This window comes from Terrabacter sp. 05T424, assembly GCF_056396225.1.
The window spans coordinates 164,871-185,071 of the sequence record NZ_JBFTLB010000008.1 but is presented as its reverse complement, the minus strand read 5'-3'; the positions used below and the strand labels follow the sequence as shown (position 1 = coordinate 185,071).

20 protein-coding genes are annotated in these 20,201 nt (G+C 71.8%); 4 read left to right on the top strand and 16 right to left on the bottom strand.

Going from position 1 to position 20,201, the window contains the following annotated elements:
* The 4 genes from resB to AC1DE0_RS17405 form a co-directional block, all read right to left on the bottom strand.
* Window positions 1-1,765 (bottom strand): cytochrome c biogenesis protein ResB (gene resB / locus AC1DE0_RS17420; protein ID WP_478102961.1); only part of this gene is annotated, 1,765 nt, incomplete at its 3' end.
* Window position 1,766: 1 nt separating this feature from the next.
* Window positions 1,767-2,510, bottom strand: coding sequence for a cytochrome c biogenesis CcdA family protein (locus tag AC1DE0_RS17415; protein WP_478102956.1), 744 nt, complete (start codon window positions 2,508-2,510; stop codon window positions 1,767-1,769).
* Window positions 2,511-2,515: 5 nt separating this feature from the next.
* Window positions 2,516-3,130: a TlpA family protein disulfide reductase gene (locus tag AC1DE0_RS17410; RefSeq protein ID WP_478102953.1), complete on the bottom strand. Its 615-nt coding sequence runs from the start codon at window positions 3,128-3,130 to the stop codon at window positions 2,516-2,518.
* Complete coding sequence (locus AC1DE0_RS17405; protein WP_478102951.1) at window positions 3,130-3,798, bottom strand: histidine phosphatase family protein; 669 nt, start codon at window positions 3,796-3,798, stop codon at window positions 3,130-3,132. Before AC1DE0_RS17405 ends, AC1DE0_RS17410 begins: the two co-directional genes overlap by 1 nt.
* Window positions 3,799-4,562: 764 nt before the next feature.
* Here AC1DE0_RS17405 and AC1DE0_RS17400 point away from each other — a divergent pair.
* On the top strand, window positions 4,563-5,180 hold the full coding sequence (locus AC1DE0_RS17400) for a LysE family transporter (protein ID WP_478102947.1): 618 nt from the start codon (window positions 4,563-4,565) through the stop codon (window positions 5,178-5,180).
* A gap of 79 nt (window positions 5,181-5,259) precedes the next feature.
* Here AC1DE0_RS17400 and AC1DE0_RS17395 read toward each other — a convergent pair whose 3' ends face one another.
* From AC1DE0_RS17395 to AC1DE0_RS17355, 9 genes are all read right to left on the bottom strand, one after another.
* Window positions 5,260-5,880 (bottom strand): putative quinol monooxygenase, encoded by a 621-nt coding sequence (locus AC1DE0_RS17395; protein ID WP_478102942.1) that lies wholly within the window; start codon window positions 5,878-5,880, stop codon window positions 5,260-5,262.
* 220 nt (window positions 5,881-6,100) lie between these two features.
* Window positions 6,101-7,438, bottom strand: coding sequence for a glutamate-1-semialdehyde 2,1-aminomutase (gene hemL / locus AC1DE0_RS17390; protein ID WP_478102939.1), 1,338 nt, complete (start codon window positions 7,436-7,438; stop codon window positions 6,101-6,103).
* Between the two features lie 60 nt (window positions 7,439-7,498).
* A complete protein-coding gene (locus AC1DE0_RS17385; protein WP_478102936.1) occupies window positions 7,499-7,984 on the bottom strand; it encodes a MarR family winged helix-turn-helix transcriptional regulator in 486 nt (161 codons plus the stop codon).
* A 35-nt stretch (window positions 7,985-8,019) separates the two neighbouring features.
* Window positions 8,020-8,985 (bottom strand): porphobilinogen synthase, encoded by a 966-nt coding sequence (gene hemB, locus AC1DE0_RS17380; protein WP_478102933.1) that lies wholly within the window; start codon window positions 8,983-8,985, stop codon window positions 8,020-8,022.
* A 10-nt stretch (window positions 8,986-8,995) separates the two neighbouring features.
* Window positions 8,996-10,645: a bifunctional uroporphyrinogen-III C-methyltransferase/uroporphyrinogen-III synthase gene (locus tag AC1DE0_RS17375; RefSeq protein WP_478102929.1), complete on the bottom strand. Its 1,650-nt coding sequence runs from the start codon at window positions 10,643-10,645 to the stop codon at window positions 8,996-8,998.
* Complete coding sequence (gene hemC / locus AC1DE0_RS17370; RefSeq protein WP_478102925.1) at window positions 10,642-11,610, bottom strand: hydroxymethylbilane synthase; 969 nt, start codon at window positions 11,608-11,610, stop codon at window positions 10,642-10,644. The genes AC1DE0_RS17375 and hemC overlap by 4 nt, the downstream gene beginning before the upstream one ends.
* Complete coding sequence (hemA, locus tag AC1DE0_RS17365; RefSeq protein WP_478102921.1) at window positions 11,607-12,989, bottom strand: glutamyl-tRNA reductase; 1,383 nt, start codon at window positions 12,987-12,989, stop codon at window positions 11,607-11,609. Before hemA ends, hemC begins: the two co-directional genes overlap by 4 nt.
* A complete protein-coding gene (locus AC1DE0_RS17360; protein WP_478102917.1) occupies window positions 12,986-13,669 on the bottom strand; it encodes a redox-sensing transcriptional repressor Rex in 684 nt (227 codons plus the stop codon). Before AC1DE0_RS17360 ends, hemA begins: the two co-directional genes overlap by 4 nt.
* A gap of 210 nt (window positions 13,670-13,879) precedes the next feature.
* Window positions 13,880-14,143 carry a glutaredoxin family protein gene (locus AC1DE0_RS17355; RefSeq protein ID WP_478102913.1) on the bottom strand — a complete coding sequence of 88 codons (264 nt, stop codon included), beginning with the start codon at window positions 14,141-14,143 and terminating at the stop codon, window positions 13,880-13,882.
* Between the two features lie 142 nt (window positions 14,144-14,285).
* On the opposite strand from AC1DE0_RS17355, the gene AC1DE0_RS17350 reads away from it, so the two are divergent.
* The 3 genes from AC1DE0_RS17350 (at window position 14,286) to AC1DE0_RS17340 (ending at window position 16,796) form a co-directional block, all read left to right on the top strand.
* Entirely contained in the window at window positions 14,286-15,065 is a 780-nt protein-coding gene (locus AC1DE0_RS17350) for an RNA polymerase sigma factor (RefSeq protein ID WP_478102909.1), read from the top strand.
* A gap of 104 nt (window positions 15,066-15,169) precedes the next feature.
* A complete protein-coding gene (locus AC1DE0_RS17345) occupies window positions 15,170-15,325 on the top strand; it encodes a hypothetical protein (RefSeq protein WP_478102907.1) in 156 nt (51 codons plus the stop codon).
* 97 nt (window positions 15,326-15,422) lie between these two features.
* On the top strand, window positions 15,423-16,796 hold the full coding sequence (locus AC1DE0_RS17340; protein WP_478102904.1) for a DUF5667 domain-containing protein: 1,374 nt from the start codon (window positions 15,423-15,425) through the stop codon (window positions 16,794-16,796).
* A gap of 84 nt (window positions 16,797-16,880) precedes the next feature.
* Here AC1DE0_RS17340 and AC1DE0_RS17335 read toward each other — a convergent pair whose 3' ends face one another.
* The 3 genes from AC1DE0_RS17335 to AC1DE0_RS17325 all read right to left on the bottom strand — a co-directional run bounded on the left by AC1DE0_RS17335 (window position 16,881) and on the right by AC1DE0_RS17325 (window position 20,201).
* Window positions 16,881-18,797, bottom strand: coding sequence for a lysophospholipid acyltransferase family protein (locus AC1DE0_RS17335; RefSeq protein WP_478102901.1), 1,917 nt, complete (start codon window positions 18,795-18,797; stop codon window positions 16,881-16,883).
* Complete coding sequence (locus AC1DE0_RS17330) at window positions 18,794-19,840, bottom strand: NAD-dependent epimerase/dehydratase family protein (RefSeq protein WP_478102897.1); 1,047 nt, start codon at window positions 19,838-19,840, stop codon at window positions 18,794-18,796. Before AC1DE0_RS17330 ends, AC1DE0_RS17335 begins: the two co-directional genes overlap by 4 nt.
* A 262-nt stretch (window positions 19,841-20,102) precedes the next feature.
* Window positions 20,103-20,201, bottom strand: a complete 99-nt coding sequence (locus AC1DE0_RS17325; RefSeq protein WP_003792170.1) for a 30S ribosomal protein bS22 — start codon at window positions 20,199-20,201, stop codon at window positions 20,103-20,105.

Sequence of the window (20,201 nt, the reverse complement as noted above, 5' to 3'; positions counted from 1 at the left end):
TCGCGGTGTTGTTCGCGGTGTTGTTCGCGGTGTTGTTCGCGGTGTTGTTCGCGGTGTTGTTCGCGGTGTCGATCGCGGTGACGATCCCCGTCACGATCGCGGCGAGCCCGGGGTCGGAGTCCTTGGAGAGGCCACCGATGGTCACCACGGTAGCCGGTTGGCCGTAGGGACCCCCAGTGCCGTCGGCGGCCCTGGGGTCGGTCGCGGCCGGGCGCACGCGCACGAAGACGCGGCGGCGCTTGATCGTGAGGCCGAGGATCAGCCCCAGGGTGGCGAGGATGGCGCTGACCAGGCTGATCGGGGCGCCGGGGTCGGTGCGCACCGAGAGCCCGGCGAAGCGCTTGACGCTGTCGAAGGTGATCGTGCCACGCCCACCGGGCAGCTGCTTGGTCTCACCCGGCTTGAGGCGGAACAGTGCCGGCGAGCCGTCGGCCTTGGTCACCTGCTTCATCTGGTCGGTGTTGAGCGTGTAGACCGACTGCGGGGCGCCGCCGGGAAAGAGGTTGCCCTCCCAGACCGACAGGGCGAGCTCCGGGTTCTTCGTGTCGGGGAAGATCGACGCCGGCCCGTTGGCGAAGGTCGGCTCGGCGGTCGGCAGGAAGAAGCCCGTGAAGCCGAGCTGCTTCGGCGCCGCGGACGGCACCTTGATGACGCCGACGGAGCGGTAGTTGGCGTCCTGGGGCAGGAATGGTGTCGCCTCGCGGTAGAGCACGGTGCCCTTCGCATCGCGCACCGTGACAACCGGCGTGTAGCCGTTGCCGAGGAGGAAGATGTCGGCGCCGTCGACCGTGATCGGGTGGTTGACCGAGACGGTCTCGTCGCTCGACGCCGACGCCGGGTCGCGCTGCAGCCGCGTCTGGGCGTCGAAGAGGCGCGGCGCCCCGAAGCCGCGGCCGGGCGTCTCGTTGAACTCGACGTCGAGCTTGTTGAGGGACAGGACGAAGGGCGGCAGGTTCTCGGTGTCGACCCACGGGCCCGGCGAGAGCGTGTTGTACGTGCCCGCCGACGACGCGAACTTGTCGCCCTCGGCGAGGATGATGTCGCCGCGCCAGCCGAACACGTGACCGACGGCCATGCCGACGATGATGCCGGTGAGTGCGAGGTGGAACAGCAGGTTGCCGGTCTCGCGGAGATAGCCCGACTCGCCGGAGAGGCTCACGCCGTCGTGCGAGTGGAGCCGGAAACGCTTGCGCCGCAGGGCAGCACGGGCGACGACGAGCGCCTCGTCGGGCGTCAGCGACGTGGTCACCTCAGCGTGCTCGTCGAGACGGTGCAGTCTCGCCGGGGCCTTCGGCGGGCGCGCTCGAAGGGCCGCGACGTGGACCTTCGAGCGGGGGACGATGCAGCCGACGAGGGAGATGAAGAGCAGCAGGTAGATCGCGGAGAACCATGGCGACGCGTAGACGTCGAAGAATCCGAGGCGGTCGAGCCACGGGCTCGTCGTGGGGTTCTGGGCGATGTAGTCGGCGACCCGACCGGCGTCGATGTTGCGCTGCGGGAAGATCGAGCCCGGCACGGCCGCGATGGAGAGCAGCAGCAGCAGGAAGAGCGCAGTGCGCATGCTCGTCAGCTGGCGCCAGCCCCAGCGCAGCAGGCCCACCGGACCGAGGGGCGGCAGCGTCGGCTCCTGCCGGTCGGGCCGCATCCCCTGGCGTACGCGTTGGGCTCTCTGGGCGCCCGACCGAACCTTCGACCCCTGCTCGGTGGCAGGGTCGATGGCGGGGTGGGTGGCGGAGTTGGCGGCCGGGTTCGTGTCGGTGCTCATGTCAGATCGCCACCTGGAAGCCGTTGACGAGGCGCACCTGCAGCCAGACCACGACGGTCTCCCACACCCCGGTCAGCATGAGCAGGCCGACGACGACGAGCAGCAGGCCACCGACGGTCTGGAGCGCACGGCGGTGACGCCGGAGCCAGTCGCTCGCTCGGCCGGCGCGCTCCCAGAGGGCTGCCATGAGGACGAACGGCAGCCCGAGACCGATCGAGTAGACCGCCGCGAGCGCCAACCCCCTGCCGATCGACCCGGACTCGGCCGAGATCGGGGCCGCCATCGCCTGGATCGCCCCGAGGGTCGGTCCCATGCACGGCGACCAGCCGATGGCGAAGGCGGCGCCGAGCAGCGGCGCACCGGCGAGCCCGGCACGCGGTCGCCAGCTCACCGGTACGGCATACGACCGGCCCACACCGAGGAACAGCACGCCCATGACCAGGACGACAGCGCCACCCACCCGGAGCAGGGTGCTCTGGTGCTCGCGGAATGCGAGGCCGACCGCCGAGACCGCGGCTGCCGCGACGAGGAAGACGACGGTGAAGCCCAGCACGAACAGCAGTGAACCGAGGACGAGCCGCCCCCGCGAACGCTTCTCGAGCGACACGTCGGACAGGCCGGTGACGTAGCCGAGGAAGCCGGGCACGAGCGGCAGCACGCAGGGCGACGCGAACGAGACGAAGCCGGCCACGAGAGCGACGGCCGCTGCGACGAGCAGCGAGCCGGTGGCGATCTCGGAGCCCACGGGACTCAGGCCTTCCCGGTCAGGACGTCGTCGACGAGTCCGAGGAGCGTCGTTGTCGAGACCGGCCCCGAGACACGGGCGGCGATGCGGGCCTCGCCGTCGAGCACGAGCGTCGTCGGCGTGGCCGACGCCTTGCCCTGGAGGGCGAGCAGGGGCACGCCTCCGTCGTAGGCCAGCGAGGGATAGGTGACCTTGTTGGCCGTCTGGAAGGCGAGGCCGGTCTCGGGGCCCTCGAGCTTGTCGAGGCCGATGAACTCGACCTTCTTGCCCTTGGCCTGGACGGTCTCCCACGCCTTCTGCAACGCCGGGGTCTCCTCGATGCAGGGGGGGCACCACGAGCCCCAGACGTTGACGACGAGCACCGTGCCGGCTCGCCCGGCGATGTCCCACGGCTTGCCCTCGAGGGTGGTGCCGCGGAGGTTCACCGGCTCGCCACGGTCGGCGACAGGCACCTGCTCGATGGAGCCGTCGCCGGCGACGTAGCCCTTGCGGTCACCCGAGCGGGCCTGGTCGGCGACGGAGTTCGGGTCGGACGAGCAGGCTGCGGCGAACGTCGCGAGACCCCCCGCCATGGCGACGGCGCCCCACCGCAACGCGGTGCGTCGGTCGACGTGCGGCATCAGGCGCCCACGCTCTTGCTCGCCCTCGCGAGCAGCTCGGCGGCCGGCTCGGAGTACGCGATCGAGGCGAGCTCGTCGCCCTGGTAGGTCAGCGACGTCAGCGATGCCAAGGTGCACTGGCGCTTGCGCGGGTCGTGCCAGAGTCGGCGACCCTCGAGCTTGTTGCGCACGGTCCAGACCGGCAGCTGGTGGCTGACGACGACGGCCTCGTGGCCGCGGGCCGCGTCGCGCGCGTCGGCAATGGCGGCGAGCATGCGGGTCGCGATCTCCTCGTAGGGCTCGCCCCACGATGGCTTGGTGATGTCGCGGAAGAGGTGCCAGTTGCGCGGGTGGAAGAGTTCGCCGGCGCTGGTGCCGCGGCCCTCGAACCGGTTCTCGGACTCGATGACGCGTACGTCGGAGTGCACCTCGACCTCGTGGTCGGCCGCGATCGGGGCCGCGGTCTCCTGCGCCCGCTCGAGCGGCGAGGCCACGACGTAGGTGATGTCGTTGGTCTCGAGGTGGGCGGCGACGAGGCGGGCCATCTCGGCGCCCAGGTCGGAGAGGTGGAAGCCGTCGAGGCGCCCGTAGAGCACGCCGTGCGGGTTGTGGACCTCGCCGTGTCGCATGAGGTGCACGACCGTGAGGTCGTCGGCACGCGCCGCTGCCCCGCCCGTGCTCTGACCCATGGGCGACAGTCTCTCAAACGTCGTGCTCAGGACCGAATCCGCACCCACTCCTGTGCACCCCCTGTGACCCGTTCCACTGAGCGGGCCGCGCGTGCTGTCCGGGCGCGGCACCGTCGCGCTGAGATGCGGCGCCCCCTGGGCGGGCGTCGAGCGCGACCCGCACCCGACCGAGACCGCCTGCCGACCGCCCCGCCGGGGTCGGCGGGGTGGGGGTTGGGATCATCAGGTGTGCCAGGTGACCCCGGTCGCGGTGCCGTGGCGGTGAGGTCGTGCGCGTGTACGTGGGTGTGGTGCTTCGGGCAGAGCAGGGCCCGTTGGTCAGGTCGGTCTTGCCGCCGCGATACCAGGAAACGACGTGGTGGGCGTCACACCAGGTGGCGGGCACCGTGCAACCTTCGAATCCTCCACCGACACCCCCGCCCAGGGGCCCTGCGGTCGCGCGGCCGGACGCGCCTGCGGAGCAACCTGCCACGCACTGCTCCTGGCACCCGCGGACGGCGCGCCCGACGTCGGAGCCCACGATGCCCTGGGCTTCACCGGAGCGGACGGCATACGCCCGGAGAACTTCTGCCAGAACCCAGGCTCGGACGCGCCACCCACGGCGCGCTGTCGCGCCTCGAGGTCGGCGAGCCGGCTCCGGAGGAGCTCGAGCGTCGACGGTTCTGGTGTCATGAGTCGAACATATGTGCGACCACCGGCAGTGCTCGTGGCTCACTCCCGGACGCTGAGGCCGTCAAGGGGACGGCCGCCCTACACTCGCGACCGTGTCGTGGTCACTCTGGTTCACCCTCGTCGCCGCAGGCGCGCTGATCTCGTTCACGCCGGGCGCGGGTGCGATCAACACGATGGCCAACTCCCTCGGCTCGGGTTGGACCCGCTCCATCTGGGGCATCCTCGGGCAGCAGGTCGCCCTGCTGGCGCACATCGCCGTCGTCGCGGCGGGTGTCGGGGTGCTCGTCGCCGGGTCGCCGCTGCTCTTCAACGTGATCCGCTACGCCGGCGCGGCGTACCTCGTGTTCCTGGGCGTGCGGCAGTACCGCTCACGGGCCGCGGCCGCCAAGGTGGGCGAGCTGCGGCGGGAGTCGGCCTGGTCGATGTTTCGCCGCGGGCTGTTCGTCAACCTCACCAACCCGAAGGCGGTCGTCTTCTTCCTCGCCTTCACGCCGCAGTTCGTCCGCCCTGAGCAGCCGCTGCTGACGCAGTACGCGGTGCTGGCCGCGACCGTCGTCGCCATCGACGTGGTCGTCATGTGGTTCTTCTTCGCCGCCGCGGCGCGCGGGCTGGGTCGGCTCACGCAGCGCGAGGAGGGCCAGCGCACCCTCAACCGCGTCTTCGGCGGCCTCTTCGTCGGCGTCGGGGTCCTGCTCGCGGCCGTCCACTAGGTCACGGGCCCCCGGCGGACCTGACGATGGCGCCACCCGTTCGGGTGACGCCATCGCAAGCGGCAGTCGGTCGGCCGAGTCAGACCATCTCGGGCACGTCGAGGTGCGCGATGGCGAGCGTGAACTCGCCGACCTCGGTGATGCGCGTGCCCGTGTCGGCCGCGAGGTCGGCGCGCAGCCCCATGGCCGCGTTGCGGGTCGTCATCATCGCCTCGGTCGAGTCGTACGTCGCTGTGACGCAGGCCCGCCCGGACGCGCGGTCGACGAACATGCTGGCGCTGCAGAAGCCCTCGAGCTGCTCGACGTGGGGCATGATCCCCATCCGGAACGAGTCCATGACGCGGTCGATCGAGGCAGGGTCGGACTCCGTCCACGTGATGCGGGCACAGCACCCGTCCGCGGCCCGGTGGTCGCGGTGCAGGTAGGCGATCTCCCACTCTTCGACGGTCGCCTGACCGCCGAGCAGCTCCGCAGCCTGGGTGCGCAGCGGCTCGACCATGGTGGCCGTCGCGCGCATGGCCTCTTCGTCGCGCCACGCGGTCGTCACGACGCAGCGGCCGCTGGTGCGGTCGGCGACCATGGACAGCCCGATGCACCCGTCCATCGCCCTGACCTTCGGCATCACCACGTCCTGGACGTGCGCGATTCCGGTCTCGATCATGCCGGGACGGCCCATGACCGTCGTGGAACGTGCGTGCACGGCCCACCTCCCTCGGTCGAGGCAGCGCCCGGACGGCGCCGCCGTCACCGTCCAGACTCCTCCCCCGTGCCCTCGCGGACAATGCCCCGAGGACGTATGCCGTGGGGCCGGGTCTCCTGGTCCCACGCCGAGCGACCCGCCTAGCAACCCGCCGGGTTGCCCTGCCGGTTGGGTTCGGGTGGCCCGGCGGTTGGCCCGCGTGGACCCCGCCCGGGTGGGCTCAGTCGGGCGTGGCCGCGGCGCGGGCCGCCGTCGGCAGTGCACCGATGACGTGCGCGACCGCCTCGTCGTCGTGCGACGCCGAGACGAACCACGACTCGAACGCGCTGGGCGGCAGGTGAACGCCCTGGCCGAGCATCGAGTGGAAGAAGCGGCGGAAGGCGGCGGTGTCCTGGTCCTTCGCGTCGTCGTAGACCGTCACGGCACCGTCGCGGAAGAAGACGGAGAACATCGACCCGGCCCACTGGATGGTGTGCGGCACCGAGGCAGACGAGAGCTCGCTCGCGACGGCGTCGGCGATGGCGTGCGCCACGGTGTCGAGCCGCTCGTAGACGGCGGGGGTGCAGCCCTGCAGGGTGGCGAGGCCGGCCGCGGACGCAACCGGGTTACCGGAGAGCGTGCCGGCCTGGTAGACGGGGCCCTGCGGCGCGAGCAGCGCCATGATGTCGGCCCGGCCTCCGAAGGCCGCCGTCGGGAAGCCACCACCCATCACCTTGCCGAAGGTGAAGAGATCGGGCGCCCCTGCGGCATACGGCCCCTCGAGCCCGTAGAAGCCGGAGGCGCTGCAGCGGAAGCCCGTCATCACCTCGTCGGAGACGAGCAGCGCGCCGTGCGCCTTCGTCACCCGCAGCAGGCCCTCGGTGAAGCCCGGTGCGGGCGGGACGACGCCCATGTTGCCCGGCGCGGCCTCGGTGATGACGGCCGCGATCTCGTGACCGCGCTCGGCGAACGCCGCCTCGACGGCCTCGAGGTCGTTGTAGGGCAGCACGATCGTCTCGCCCGCGCTCGACTGCGGGACGCCTGCGGAGTCGGGGAGGGCGAAGGTGGCGATCCCCGACCCGGCGGACGCGAGCAGCGCGTCGACGTGGCCGTGGTAGCAGCCGGCGAACTTCACGATGACGTCGCGCCCGGTGAACCCACGGGCCAGACGGATGGCCGACATCGTCGCCTCGGTGCCCGAGTTGACCAGGCGCACCTGCTCGACCGGCTCGACCCTCGCGACGATCTCCTCGGCCAGAAGGACCTCGTTCTCAGAGGGCGTGCCGAACGAGAAGCCTTGCGCTGCAGCCTTGTTCACGGCAGCGAGGACGTCGGGATGCGCATGGCCCAGGATCATCGGGCCCCACGAGCAGATCAGGTCGACATAGCGCTTGCCATCGGCGTCGGTGAGCCACGGACCCGACCCGCTCGCCATGAAGCGCGGCGTGCCACCGACGGCACGGAACGCGCGGACCGGTGAGTTGACGCCTCCGGGGATCACCTCGCTCGCCCGCGCGAGGAGCGCGGCGGACGCCGGGGCGTCGGGGCTGGTCTGGACGGGAACGGGCTGCGAGCTCATGGGCCCCATCCTCTCAACACCAGGCGCACGCGTACGCGATGGGCCCGTCGAGCTGTCGGCTCAGCGGCCGCTGACGCCGTCGGGGTCGAGGTGGTCGCGCACGATGGCCATGGCGTTGCCGATGGCGGCGAACTGCGTCGGGGTCATGATGTCGACGAGGTTGTCGCGAACGCTCTGCACGTGCACGCGGGCGATCTCTCCCACTGCAGCCAGTCCCCCTGTGGTCAGCACGAGCTCGACACCGCGCCGGTCGTCGGCACACTGCTCGCGCGCGACCCAGCCACGATCCTCTAGCCGCTTCGCCGTGTGCGTCAGCCGGCTGCGCGACTGGACGACCATCGCGGCGAGCTCGGACATGCGCAACCGGTGGTTCGGGCTCTCGGAGAGCATCGAGATGATCTCGTACTCGCTCAGCTGCAGCCCCGCGTCACCGAGTGCGTCGTCGAGCGCGCGCTCGAGCAGACGCGTGCCGCGCAGGATGGCGCGCCAGGACGCCTGCTCCGCGTCACTGAGCCACTGCACGCCATCATCCCCCGTACCTGCCATGTCAACCTCCTGCGACGTACCAGATGGTAGTGGTCTCAGGCGATCCAGTCCGGCACCTCGAGGGCGAAGTACGTGAGGATGACCTGCGCCCCGGCCCGGCGGATCGAGATCAGCGACTCGAGGGCGGTGGCGCGCAGGTCGATCCAGCCGTTGGCGGCGGCGGCCTGGATCATGGAGTACTCACCCGACACCTGGTAGGCGGCGACGGGCACGGACGACCGCTCGGCGGCTGAGGCCACGACGTCGAGGTAGGACATCGCGGGCTTGACCATCACCATGTCGGCGCCCTGCGCGATGTCGAGGTCGATCTCGCGCAGCGACTCGACGAGGTTGGCAGGGTCCTGCTGGTAGGTGCGGCGGTCGCCCTGGAGGCTCGACTGGACGGCCTCGCGGAACGGCCCGAAGAACGCGGAGGCGTACTTGGCCGCATACGCGAGCACCACCGTGTCGGTGAGGCCCTCGGCGTCGAGCGCCTCGCGGATGACGGCGACCTGGCCGTCCATCATCCCGCTCGGGGCGACGACGTGGGCGCCGGCACGGGCCTGCGTGATGGCCATCTGCGCGTACAGCTCGTTGGTGGCGTCGTTGTCGACGCGCCCCTCGGCGTCGAGCACGCCGCAGTGCCCGTGGTCGGTGAACTCGTCGAGGCACGTGTCGGCCATGACGACGAGGTCGTCACCGACGGCCTCACGCACCGCGCGCAGCGCGACGTTGAGGATGCCGTCGGGGTCGACGGCGCCCGAGCCGGTGGCGTCCTTCTCGAGCGGCACACCGAAGAGCATGATGCCGCCGAGGCCCTTGGCCACGCACTGCCTCGCCACGTCGACGACGCCTTCGAGCGTGTGCTGCTGCACCCCGGGCATGCTCTCGATCGCGCGCGGCTCGGTCAGTCCCTCACCCACGAACACGGGGAGCACCAGGTCACGCGGGTGCAGCCGGGTCTCGGCGACGAGGGACCGCAGGACCGCGGTCTGGCGGAGCCGACGAGGACGCTCGATCATCGGCGAACCGTCAGCGGGCGCGGCGGCGCGAGGCCGGACGCTTGTCGCTGGGTCGCTGGACGGGCTGGCCCGCCTCAACTGCAGCAACGGCCAGGCCGACGCCGTGACCGGCGAGGGCGTCGACGAGACTCACGGCCGAGGCCTCCGGCGCGAGAACGTCGACGCGCAGCCCGTGCTCCTGCGCAGTCTTGGCCGTGGCCGGACCGATGCAGGCGACCACGGTTGCGGCGTGGGGCTTTCCGGCGATGCCGACGAGGTTGCGCACCGTCGAGCTCGACGTGAACACGACGGCGTCGTAGTCGCCACCCTTGATCGCGTCGCGGATCGAGGCTGCCGGCGGCGCCGCCCGCACCGTGCGGTAGGCGGTGACGTCGTCGACCTCCCAGCCCATCTCGCGCAGGCCGGCGACCAGCGTCTCGGTGGCGATGTCGGCACGGGGCAGCAGGACCCGGTTGATCGGGTCGAGCACCTCGTCGAACTCGGGCCACACCTCGAGCAGGCCCGCGGCCGAGTGCTCACCGGCGGGAACGAGGTCGGGGTTGATGCCCCACTCGCGCAGTGCGTCGGCCGTGACGCCACCGACGGCCGCGACCTTGAGTCCGGCGAAGGCGCGGGCGTCGAGGCCGAACTCCTCGAAACGCTCGCGAACGGCGCGGACCGCGTTCACCGAGGTGAAGCCGACCCACTCGTAGCGACCCGTCACGAGGCCCTTGACGGCCTTCTCCATCTGCTGGGGCGTGCGCGGCGGCTCGACCGAGATGGTCGGGACGACGTCGGTCGTGGCGCCGTAGCCGGCGAGACGGTCGACCATGGGGCCGGCCTGGGCCTGGGTGCGCGGCACGAGGACCTTCCAGCCGAAGAGCGGCTTGTTCTCGAACCACGAGAACTCCTCGCGCAGCCCGACGTTCGGCGACACGACGGCGAGGGAGACCTCGAGGGGCTCCTTGCCGGCGAACACGGCGTCGGCCTCGCCCAGGGTCGTCGCGACGGACGACTGGCGCACGGTGGTGGCGTTGGCCGACAGGACCACGAGGGCCTCGACGGTGCGGCCGGCGGCCAGCAACGCGGCCAGCGCGGCTCGGATGCCGTCGGTGCCGCCGAGCAGCACGAGCGTGTCGTCGTCGGCGGTGTAGGCCGACCAGTCGACGTTCGAGCGGTCGACGCCGACGACGTGCACGGCACCGGTCGACTTCGAGGTCAGCGGCACACCGGCATACGTCGGGCCGGCGGTGAGCGCCGAGACGCCGGGCACGACGTCGAAGGTGATGCCGGCCTTGCGGCAGGCGCGCACCTCCTCGACGAGACCGTTGAAGGTCGCCGGGTCACCGTCCATGAGGCGCACGACGAGCCCGTTCGGGCCGACCGACTTCGCAGCCTTGACGACGAGCTTGGCACGCACGGCGTGCGTCAGCTCCTGGCCCTGCTCGCCGAGACCGGCGTCGATGATCTCGACGTCGGGTCGGGCGTGCTCGAGCACGACGTCGTCTCGGGCGATGCGGTCGGTCACGACGACGTCGGCGGCGGCGAGCAGGTCGCGACCGCGCAGCGTCATCAGGCCCGGGTCACCGGGACCGGACCCGACGAAGGCGACACGAGCGGGCCTCGTCGCGTGGGTGGGATTCGAGGCCGTCTGCTCGGACGGCTGGCGGGAAGGAGTCACGAAACTTGCTCCGGTTGGTGTGGGGCGTGGTCTGGTGCGGGTCCAGCTGACGGTGTGACCTGGAGGGCGGCGGCGCCGTCCTCGAGAAGGATGTGCGCGAGTCGGAAGCCGAGGGCCTCCGGCTCGTCGTAGCGGCCGACCAGCGACCGGCGGAGCTCGACCGAGCCGTCCTCGCTGCCGGCGAAGGCGCGGATCGACAGCTCGAGGCCGTCGTCGCCCTCGGCGACCTCGGCGAGGGCCCCGACGGGTGCGGTGCAGCCTGCCTCGAGGGTCGCCAGGAGGGAACGCTCGGCGAGCACGCAGGCCCGGGTGTCGGCGTCTTCGAGCACGGAGACCGCGGCGACGACGTCGGCCCGGTCGGACCGGCACTCGACGGCGAGGGCTCCCTGGCCGGGCGCCGGCAGCACCTGGATCGGGTCGATCACCTCGGTCGCCTCGTCGAGACGGCCGAGCCGGGAGAGGCCGGCACGGGCGAGGACGACCGCGTCGAGCTTGCCAGAGGTGACGAAACCGATTCTCGTGCCGACGTTTCCGCGGATCGGACGAATGTCGAGACCGAGCCCCAGAGCCGCGAGCTGCGCTGTGCGTCGCGGCGAGCCGGTGCCGACGACCGAGCCGGGCGGCAGCTCGCCGAGCGTGAGGCCGTCGCGCGCGACGAGCACGTCGCGGCTGTCCTCGCGGACCGGCACGGCGGCGATCACGAGCCCCGGCTCGGGCGTCGTGGGGAGGTCCTTGAGCGAGTGCACGGCCACGTCGATGCGACCGTCGAGCAAGGCGTGTCGGATCGCAGCGGCGAAGACACCGGTGCCGCCGATGGCGGTGAGCAGCTCGCCCGAGACGTCACCCTCGGTCGCGATCTCGACGATCTCGACCTCGTGGCCGGCCTCGCGCAGCCGGTCGGCGACCCAGCCGGACTGGGTGGTGGCGAGGGCGGAGCGGCGGGTGCCGAGGCGCAGGGCGGTCATGACTGCCCCCGCTTCGGCGGGGTCGACACGTTGGCGACGTCCTTGGGCTCGAGGTCGAAGAGCTCGCGCAGGGCGGCGGCGTAGTCGTCGCCGCTGCCCTCCATCGCGAACTCCTTGACCCGCTTGGTGGGCGTGTGGAGCAGCTTCTCGACGATGCGGTGGACGGCGAGTCCGACCTCCGCGCGGGTCGCCTCGTCGAGTCCGGGCAGGCGCTGGTCGAGGCGGTCCATCTCGGACGCGACGAGGTCTGCCGCGCGGGCGCGGAGCGCTGCCACCGTGGGTGCCACGGACTTCTCCATGCGGCGGGTGAGGTAGTCGGCGACCTCGCCCGTGACGAGGTCACGCACGCGGACCACCTGCGTGGTGTCGGCACGCCCCTCGAGGAGCAGCCCGAGCGCCTGCAGGTCGATGAGCGTCACGCCGGGGACGGGCACGTGCCACGTCTCGATCGGCTCGACGTCGCGTGGCAGGGCGAGGTCGATGACGACCTGCGGCCGACCGCCGCGCTGGGCGGCGCCGGCGGCGAGCAGGTCGGCCGTGATGACGTGGCCGACCGCGCCGGTGCAGGTGATGACGAGGTCACTCTCGGCGACGACGTCGCTGAGGTCGCTCCACGGACGCGCGCTGCCTGAGGTGGCCTCGGCGAGACGCTCGGCGCGCTCGGGGGTCCGGTTGACGATGGTCAGCGACCGCACGCCGGCCCGTGCTGTCGTCGCTGCCGCGAGGCCGCTCATGCCGCCGGCGCCGATCACCGCAGCGGACGCGCCTTCGAGCGGGCCGAGCACGGAGGCCGCCTCCTCGAGCGCGATCTGCACGAGCGAGACGCTGTGCTGGTCGATGTCGGTGTCGGTGTGGGCCCGCTTGCCGACCCTCAGCGCCCCCTGGAAGAGCGCGTTGAGGGTCTCGCCCGCCTGGCCGCGGTGCTGGGCCCCGGAGAGGGCGTCGCGCATCTGGCCGAGGACCTGCGCCTCGCCGACGGCCATCGAGTCGAGGCCGCACGCGACGGTGAACGCGTGGGCGACGGCGGCGTCGTCGTAGCGGACGTAGAGGTGGTCGGCCAGCGCTTCGGCCCGCGCGGCCAAGGCATCGGCGGGGTCGCCCGGGGGCAGCTCGGCAGGCTCGCGCAGGCCATCCGGCTCCTCGATGCCGGCCGCGAGCGCGAGCGCCTCGCCGATCGCGGCGACGGCCGGGTGGAAGGCCGGCACGGACGCGTAGACCTCGAGCCGGTTGCACGTGGAGAGCACGACGGCCTCGGTGGCCGTGGCAGACCCGAGCACCGAGGACGCGATGGCCGCGGCGCGGTCGGGTCGCTCGGACAGCGCTTCGAGCACCGACAGGGGCGCGGTGTGGTGGGACAGTCCGATGACGAGCAGGCTCACGGGGCCACCACCGCCGACCTGAGGTCGCCCGCGGCGAGCGACTTGCGCTGGGCGTGGAAGGCGAGGATCTGCAGCTCCGTGGAGAGGTCGACCCGGCGTACGTCCACGCCCTCGGGCACCGAGAGCATCGCCGGCGCGAAGTTGAGGATCGAGCTGATGCCCGCGCCCACGAGGGCGTCGCAGACGGTCTGGGCCGCCGGGGCCGGCGTGGCGATGACGCCGATGGCGATGGGGTCGACCTGGTGGTGGTCGACGAGCTCGCGCAGCGGGCGGATGCGCACCCCGACGACGCGCTCGTCGGCCAGGGCCGGGTCGTCGTCGTAGAGACCGACGATGCGGAACCCCTTGGTGACGAAGCCGGAGTAGGAGGCGAGCGCGTGACCGAGGTTGCCCATGCCGACGATCGCGACCGGCCAGTCCTCGGTGAGTCCGAGCGCCCGGGAGATCTCGAGGGCGAGCGTCTCGACGTCGTAGCCGACACCGCGCACACCGTAGGAGCCGAGGTGGCTGAGGTCCTTGCGCAGCTGGGCGGAGCGGACTCCGACCTCGGCGGCGAGCTCTTCGGACGAGACCGACAGGACGCCGTCCTCAGCGAGGCGCGAGAGCGTCCGAAGGTACTCGGGGAGCCGCGCGACGGTCGCGTCGGGGATCTCTCGACGCAGTGCAGGGTCGGCGGACACGCTTGCTCACCGGCTCCTCTCAGCGAGGCGTTCGGGTCGAAAGTGAGCCGAACGCGGAGCACGTGGGGACCTGATCAGGCTAGACGTTTGTGAAGGCATGCACAAAGTTGACTTTCGCGGACTTACCACGGCATGGGACGCGGCCCTGAGGCAGGTCGTGCAGAACCCCGCGCGAACGAGCCGCCCAGGGGCCTGAGTGCTCGGTCGCCGTCAGCGCAGCGCCGCTCGCAGCCGGGTCTCGTCGACGCGCCAGAAGTCGTGGCGTCGCCCGTCGACGAAGGTCACCGGGATCTGTTCGGCGTAGCGACGCAGCAGCTCGGGGTCGTCGTCGATCGACTGCTCGGACCAGGACACGCCCAGCTCGCCAGTGACCCGGACCACGACCTCGCGTGCTGCGTCGCACAGGTGGCAGCCGGGTCGGCCCAGCAGGACGACACGCGGCTCGCCCTCGACTGCAGGCTGATCGCTCGTCATGGACCAACTCTAGGCGGCCCAGGCCTCGGCGGACCGCCTCTGTCTGGGACGCGTGGGGCGCAAACGTACCCATGAGTAGGTTTTGCGCCACAAAAGCCGGTCGGACTCCCAGATGGGCCCCCGGTCCGACAGACTGTCCCCAATGCGCTCGAACAGGACGTCGGCCCGCCGACCCGCCCCTGTCTCCGCGCCGCGGACGATCCCGGCGATGGTGTCGGTCGCGCCTGCCCTCACGCCTTCGCTGCCCACGTGGCGGGCCGCACTCGACGCGATCTGGGCGTCTCTCGCCAACGACAGCGCAGCACCCCTCCAGTTCGGGCCGCCGACGGGGCCGCTCGGGCCGAGGCGGGTGCACCCGGAGCGCGACGCCGCGGAGCAGGCCCGCATCGCCGCTCTCGTCGAGCTGGCCCAGGGTGGCGACAAGGAGGCCTTCGCCCAGCTCTACGACAGCTATGTCGACACGGTCTTCCGCTACGTGCTCGTGCGGGTGGCCAACCGGTCCCTCGCCGAGGACATCACCTCCGAGACCTTCCTGCGGGCCATGCGTCGCATCGACTCCTTCACCTGGCAGGGCAAGGACATCGCGGCGTGGTTCGTCACCATCGCCCGCAACCTCATCGCCGACCACGTGAAGTCGGCCAAGTTCCGCTTCGAGGTCGCGACGGCCGACATGCGCGACGCCGACGAGCGGGTCGATGCCCCCGACGCCGAGGTGCTCACGCGACTGCGCGACGAGCGCCTGGTCGAGGCGATCAAGGCCCTCGGCCCCGACCAGGCCGAGTGCATCACGCTGCGCTTCCTCCAGGGCCTCAGCCTCGCCGACACCGCCAAGGTGATCGGCAAGTCGGAAGGGGCCGTCAAGCAGCTCCAGCTGCGAGCCACCCGCGCGCTGCGCAAGTCGCTCGAAGGAGTCGAGCTGTGAAGGGCGTAACCCCGTCCACGCCAGCGTCGTTCTCACGGCGTAGGGACGGTGCGTGTGGACCCGGACCAACGCTCGGCGCGCCGACCGGCGCGACCGTGGATCGCGTGAACGCAGACGGCTCGATGGCAGCGACGATGGTGCTGGAGGCCCTGACGAACGACCAGCACGACCCACCCCTCGCCGTTGTACCCGAGGTATGCCGCGTCGCGGCCGGCCTGCTCGGACCCCTGGGTCCGACGTCTGGGCGCCGGACGCCCTGACGGGCGCGACCCCGCAGACCAGCAGCCCATCACCTGCAAGCACCACAGCCAGCACCACAAACCAGCAGACCAGCACTCGAGACCGAAGGAGGGGACCATGGACCTCGGCGCCAACGCCGACGGCGAGCTGCTGCAGCGCGCCCTCGACGGCGAGCGGGTGACCGACCCCGGCATCCTCGAGCTCGTCGCGGTGCTCCACGCCGTCCAGTCGGTCGACCAGGCCGGGCTCGCCCCTCGGGCCGAGTTCGTGTCCGACCTGCGGGCCAGACTCCTTGCCGACGACGCCACGACCGTGGTCCCGTTCGTGCCGGTCCCTGTCGACGGTGACGCTCCCGGCTCCGCTGCCACCGGCGCGCCCGACACCGACGCCGACGGCGTTCTGGAGAGCTCCTCGACGACGGCGCCCGAGAAGCCCTCCGGTCCCGAGCGTCCCGGTGCCGGTGGCACCGTCTCGGTGCTGCGCGTCGCCGCTCGCCCGCTCAAGTTCCTGGCGGCGGCAGCCGCAGCCATCCTGGTTCTCGGCGGGGCGCTCGGGTTCGCCGCGAGGTCCGCGGTGCCCGGCGACGCGCTCTACGGCGTGAAGCAGCTCCTCGACCGCACGGCCGTCCAGCTGGCCGGCTCGCGCTACGACCAGGGGCTGACCTACCTGGCCCAGGCGCAGGAGCACATCAGTGATGCGCGCACCCTGATCGACCGTGGCGGGCCCTCGACGCACGACCTCGACACGGCCTACGACTCGGCCTCCGACGCCACCCGGCGCGCCCAGACGATCCTCGCCGAGGCCTACCGCACCGACGGTCGGGCCGACGCGTTGACCGAGCTGTCCGACTTCTACACCCGGGCGATCCCGCAGGTCGACGCGATGCGACCGCGCGTGCCGGCCGGCTCCCTGCCGGCCTGGCAGCGGCTGCGCGACCTGCTGGGTGCGGGCCAGGTGGCCACGCTGCGCGACCTCGCGTCGTGCACCGTCTGCGGCGACCGCGCCGACCAGGCCAAGCAGCTGCTCAGCGGGATCACCTCGTTCCGGCCGACGACTGGGTCGACCCCGCGCCCGTCGGCCTCCGCGCCGCGGCCGTCCGCGTCCCTGCCCCGGCCGTCCGCGTCCCTGCCCCGTCCTCAGCTGCCGTCCGCCACGCTCCCGGGCGGGGGCCTGCCGACGGCGCCGCTGCCCACGGTGCCGCTTCCGGGTGGCGTGAGCGTCACGGGCGGCGTCACGCTGCCGGGCGGCACGATCAACCTGCCCGGTGCCGGCGTCAACAGCACGTCGGTGGGCGTCGGCGGGGGCGGGGTGACCCTCCCCGGCGCGACCGTGAGCCTGCCGCGCGTCGGTGTCTCGAGCACCACCGTTGGGGTCGGCGGTGGCGGCATCACGCTGCCCGGCGCGACGATCCCGCTGCCGACGCTCGTCGTCACTCCACCCGCCCTGCCGCGGCTTCCTGCGGCGACGCTCCCGACCACGCTGCTGCCCTGACGGTTGCCCGCGCGACACCACGCGTCTCCCGCGTGACCGGGCGCGGCGGCATACGCGAGCGGGCCCGTCGGGCCGTCGGCTCCGTCAGAGGAAGACGGACTTGCGCTGCATGAGCAGGCTGTAGAGCGTCTGCTGGATCGTCTCGCGCACCTGGTCGGTGAGGTCGAAGACGAGCATCGGGTCGTCGGCGGCCTCCGGCCCGAACGTGGTCGTCTGGATCGGCGGGCCGAACTCGATGAGCCACTTGCTCGGCAGCGGCACCATGCCGAGCGGGCCGAGCAGCGGGAACGTCGGGGTGATCGGGGCGTACGGCAGGCCGAGCAGTCGGGCCACGGCCGGCATGTTGCCGAGGATGGGATAGATCTCCTCGGCGCCGACGATCGAGACCGGCACGATCGGCACGCCCGCACGCAGGGCCGCGGAGACGAAGCCACCCCGGCCGAAGCGCTGCAGCTTGTAGCGCTCGCTGAACGGCTTGCCGACGCCCTTGAAACCCTCCGGCCAGACCCCGACGAGCGAGCCGCCCGCGAGCAGGCGCTCGGCGTCGGTGTTGGCCGCCAAGGTGGTGCCGGAGCGGCGTGCCATGGTGCCGATGAAGGGCATCTGGAAGACGAGGTCGGCCCCGAGCATGCGCAGGTGACGCTTCTTCGGGTGCTCGTCGTAGACGGCGACCTGCGTCATGAGCGAGTCCATCGCGACCGTGCCGGAGTGGTTGCCGACGACCAGCGCACCGCCCTCGTCGGGGATGTTGTCGATGCCGCGCACCTCGACCCTGAACCACTTCTTGTACAGCGGTCGCAGCAGGGGGAGGTGGACGTTGATCGTGTAGTCCTCGTCGAAGCCGAACTCATCGACGACGTAGTCACCCGACAGGCGGCGCCGCAGGTAGGAGAGGGTCTCGGCGATTTGGCGCTCGACGTCCTCCGCCGGGACCCCGGCCGACGACGCCGCGGCACGCAGGACGTTCACCGCGAGCTCGACGAGCTCGGCCGGCCCCGGCCGCGACTCGGAGGTGAACTCGGCCCCCTCGAGCACGGCGCCGACGAGCTTCTCGGCCCGCGACTGCAGGCCGGAGGTGAGCGCGTGCTCCCAGCCCTCGTCACCCGATCGCGTATGCCGCCCGCTGCCCTGGGCGTCCGGCTGGGCGTCGCTGGGGGCGGGCTCGCGCACAGGTGGCACGGCGCGCAGGCGCTTCGGCTCACCGTTCGTGGTGCGACGGGTCGAACGCATCGAGGCCCGGCTCGGCCGGCTGCGCTGAGTGGTCGGCTCGGTCGGCTCGGTCGACTCGGTCGGCGCTAGGGCGTCGTCGGCGGACGCGGACATGGTCACGTCGCCGGTGGCGATGTCGTGGGTGGCCGCGTCGTCGATGGCCGAGTCGTCGATCGCCGTGACGTCGGCGGTGGTCGTTGGGCTCGGCTCCATGGTGGCGAGCTCGACGTCATCGGCCCGTCCGGTCGGCACGTCGACGGTCACCGGCGTGTCGGTCACCTCCACCACCGCGTCGGTCGGTGTGGGGCCGGCCGCTCCGACCGACCGGCGTCGCGCGTCGCTCACCTCGACCGGCTGGGCCGGCAGCAGGGGCGTCCCGGTGCGACGTCGCCGCTCACCCGACGCCCGTGCGGCGCCTGCCGCGAACGCCCCGCCCGAACGCGCCCGAGTGGACGTCCCGCGGGAAGCTGGAGCTGCCTTCTCGGCGGGCGTCTTCTCGTCCGATGCCTTCTCGTCCGATGCCTTCTTGCCCGTGGCCTTCTTGGCAGAGCTCTTCTTGGGGGTGGGCTTGGTCGCGATGTCCTTGGTGGCGGGGGCCGTCTCGGGGGCCTTCGCGACCGCGGCCTTGCTCGCCGAGGTCTTCTTGGCCGCCGTCTTCTTGGCCGCCGCCTTCTTCGCCGCGGTGGGCTTCGCGGCGACCTCCTCAGGGGTGGCCGTCGCAGCCTGCGCGCTCCCCGAGGTCGGTGCGCTCTGCCCGGTCGACTGAGTCGGGTCGGTCGGCTCGGTCGTCACGGCTGGATCCTGTCGAAGACTCGGGAGATGGCTGCCGCCGTGCCGCCGGCAGCATCACTGACGACGTCGCCGACACCTTCGACACCGGGCACGGCCGGACGCAGGTGGCTGGCGTAGTCCTCGAAGGCCGAACGGGTGGTGTAGTGCGGGTCGAAGCCGAACACCGACCGCATTCGGTGGGTGTCGAGGCCACGCCCGAACGCGAGGAAGGTCAGCTGGTCGGACGAGAAGTCGGCGAGGCCGCTGCGCTTGACGATGTTGCCGATGAGGCCCGCGGCCGCGAGCGGGAGGGGCAGGATCGGGCGGCGGGCGATGGCCGTGCACTGCGTGACGGTGAGGAAGCCGTCGCCGGCCACGTTGACGATCCCCACGGCGGGTCCGGTCGTGGCCAGGATCATCGCCGCGGTGGCGTCGTTCTCGTGGATGAACTGAAACCGCGCATCGAACCCGAGCGGCACCGGGACGACGGGCAGCGAGAAGTAGTCGGTGATCGCGGTGTGGATGCTGGGACCGACGACATTGGCGAAGCGCAGCATCGTGATCTCGACGTCGGGCCGGCGGCGCGAGAAGCCGCGCACGTAGCCCTCGACCTCGACGGAGTCCTTGCCGAACCCGGTGCGCGGCAGCGTCTTGGGGTTCATGTCCTCGCTGAACATCGCAGGGTCACGTGGCGAGGAACCGTAGACGGCAGCCGACGACTTCACGACGAGGCGGGTCACGGACTCGGACTTCTGGCAGGCAGCGAGCAGCTGCATCGTGCCGATGACGTTGATCTCCTTCTGCGTCACCCGCCCGCCGGTGTCCTTGGGCGTCGCGATGACGTTCATGTGCACGACCGTGTCGACCGAGGCCTGCGCCATGATGCGCCCGATCATCGGGTTGCGGATGTCGGCGCGCACGAACTCGGCCCGCCCGATCGAGTGCTTCGGGGGCACGACGTCGACCCCGAGGATCCGCTCGATCGACGGGTCGGCCGAGAGGCGGCGCGCGTAGAGGCCGCCGAGGTAGCGGGACACCCCCGTCACGAGGACGACCTTGGCCATCGGCTCCTCCTGTCGTCGGTCGCTGCGGACGTGTGCTGAAGCTGGCGGAGGAGACTCGCTCCCCCGCACATGCAGCCTACCGAGGCGCCGCGGCATACGTGGTCTGCGTGGCCGCTGGGGGCGCTGATGTGGCGAGGCCCACGTGCCTCATCGGAGGTCCGCCCGACGCACCCGACACTGCCCCGGAGACGCGAACGACCCCCACCGTCGGTGAGGGTCGAGAGCGTGCGGGGCGAACCGCCGAAACCTGAGGAAACTCAGGTCACTTCTTGTTGCGACGCTGGTGACGCGTCTTCCGCAGCAGCTTGCGGTGCTTCTTCTTCGCCATCCGCTTACGGCGCTTCTTGATGACAGAACCCAT

What these genes read in the sequence shown, in the direction of transcription:
- AC1DE0_RS17410 (WP_478102953.1), bottom strand. Translation starts at nt 3,130, where the DNA reads ATGCCGCACGTCGACCGACGCACCGCGTTGCGGTGGGGCGCCGTCGCC.
- AC1DE0_RS17405 (WP_478102951.1), bottom strand. Translation starts at nt 3,798, where the DNA reads ATGGGTCAGAGCACGGGCGGGGCAGCGGCGCGTGCCGACGACCTCACG.
- hemL (WP_478102939.1), bottom strand. Translation starts at nt 7,438, where the DNA reads ATGAGCTCGCAGCCCGTTCCCGTCCAGACCAGCCCCGACGCCCCGGCG.
- AC1DE0_RS17385 (WP_478102936.1), bottom strand. Translation starts at nt 7,984, where the DNA reads ATGGCAGGTACGGGGGATGATGGCGTGCAGTGGCTCAGTGACGCGGAG.
- hemB (WP_478102933.1), bottom strand. Translation starts at nt 8,985, where the DNA reads ATGATCGAGCGTCCTCGTCGGCTCCGCCAGACCGCGGTCCTGCGGTCC.
- hemC (WP_478102925.1), bottom strand. Translation starts at nt 11,610, where the DNA reads ATGACCGCCCTGCGCCTCGGCACCCGCCGCTCCGCCCTCGCCACCACC.
- AC1DE0_RS17355 (WP_478102913.1), bottom strand. Translation starts at nt 14,143, where the DNA reads ATGACGAGCGATCAGCCTGCAGTCGAGGGCGAGCCGCGTGTCGTCCTG.
- AC1DE0_RS17350 (WP_478102909.1), top strand. Translation starts at nt 14,286, where the DNA reads ATGCGCTCGAACAGGACGTCGGCCCGCCGACCCGCCCCTGTCTCCGCG.
- AC1DE0_RS17340 (WP_478102904.1), top strand. Translation starts at nt 15,423, where the DNA reads ATGGACCTCGGCGCCAACGCCGACGGCGAGCTGCTGCAGCGCGCCCTC.
- AC1DE0_RS17330 (WP_478102897.1), bottom strand. Translation starts at nt 19,840, where the DNA reads ATGGCCAAGGTCGTCCTCGTGACGGGGGTGTCCCGCTACCTCGGCGGC.
- AC1DE0_RS17325 (WP_003792170.1), bottom strand. Translation starts at nt 20,201, where the DNA reads ATGGGTTCTGTCATCAAGAAGCGCCGTAAGCGGATGGCGAAGAAGAAG.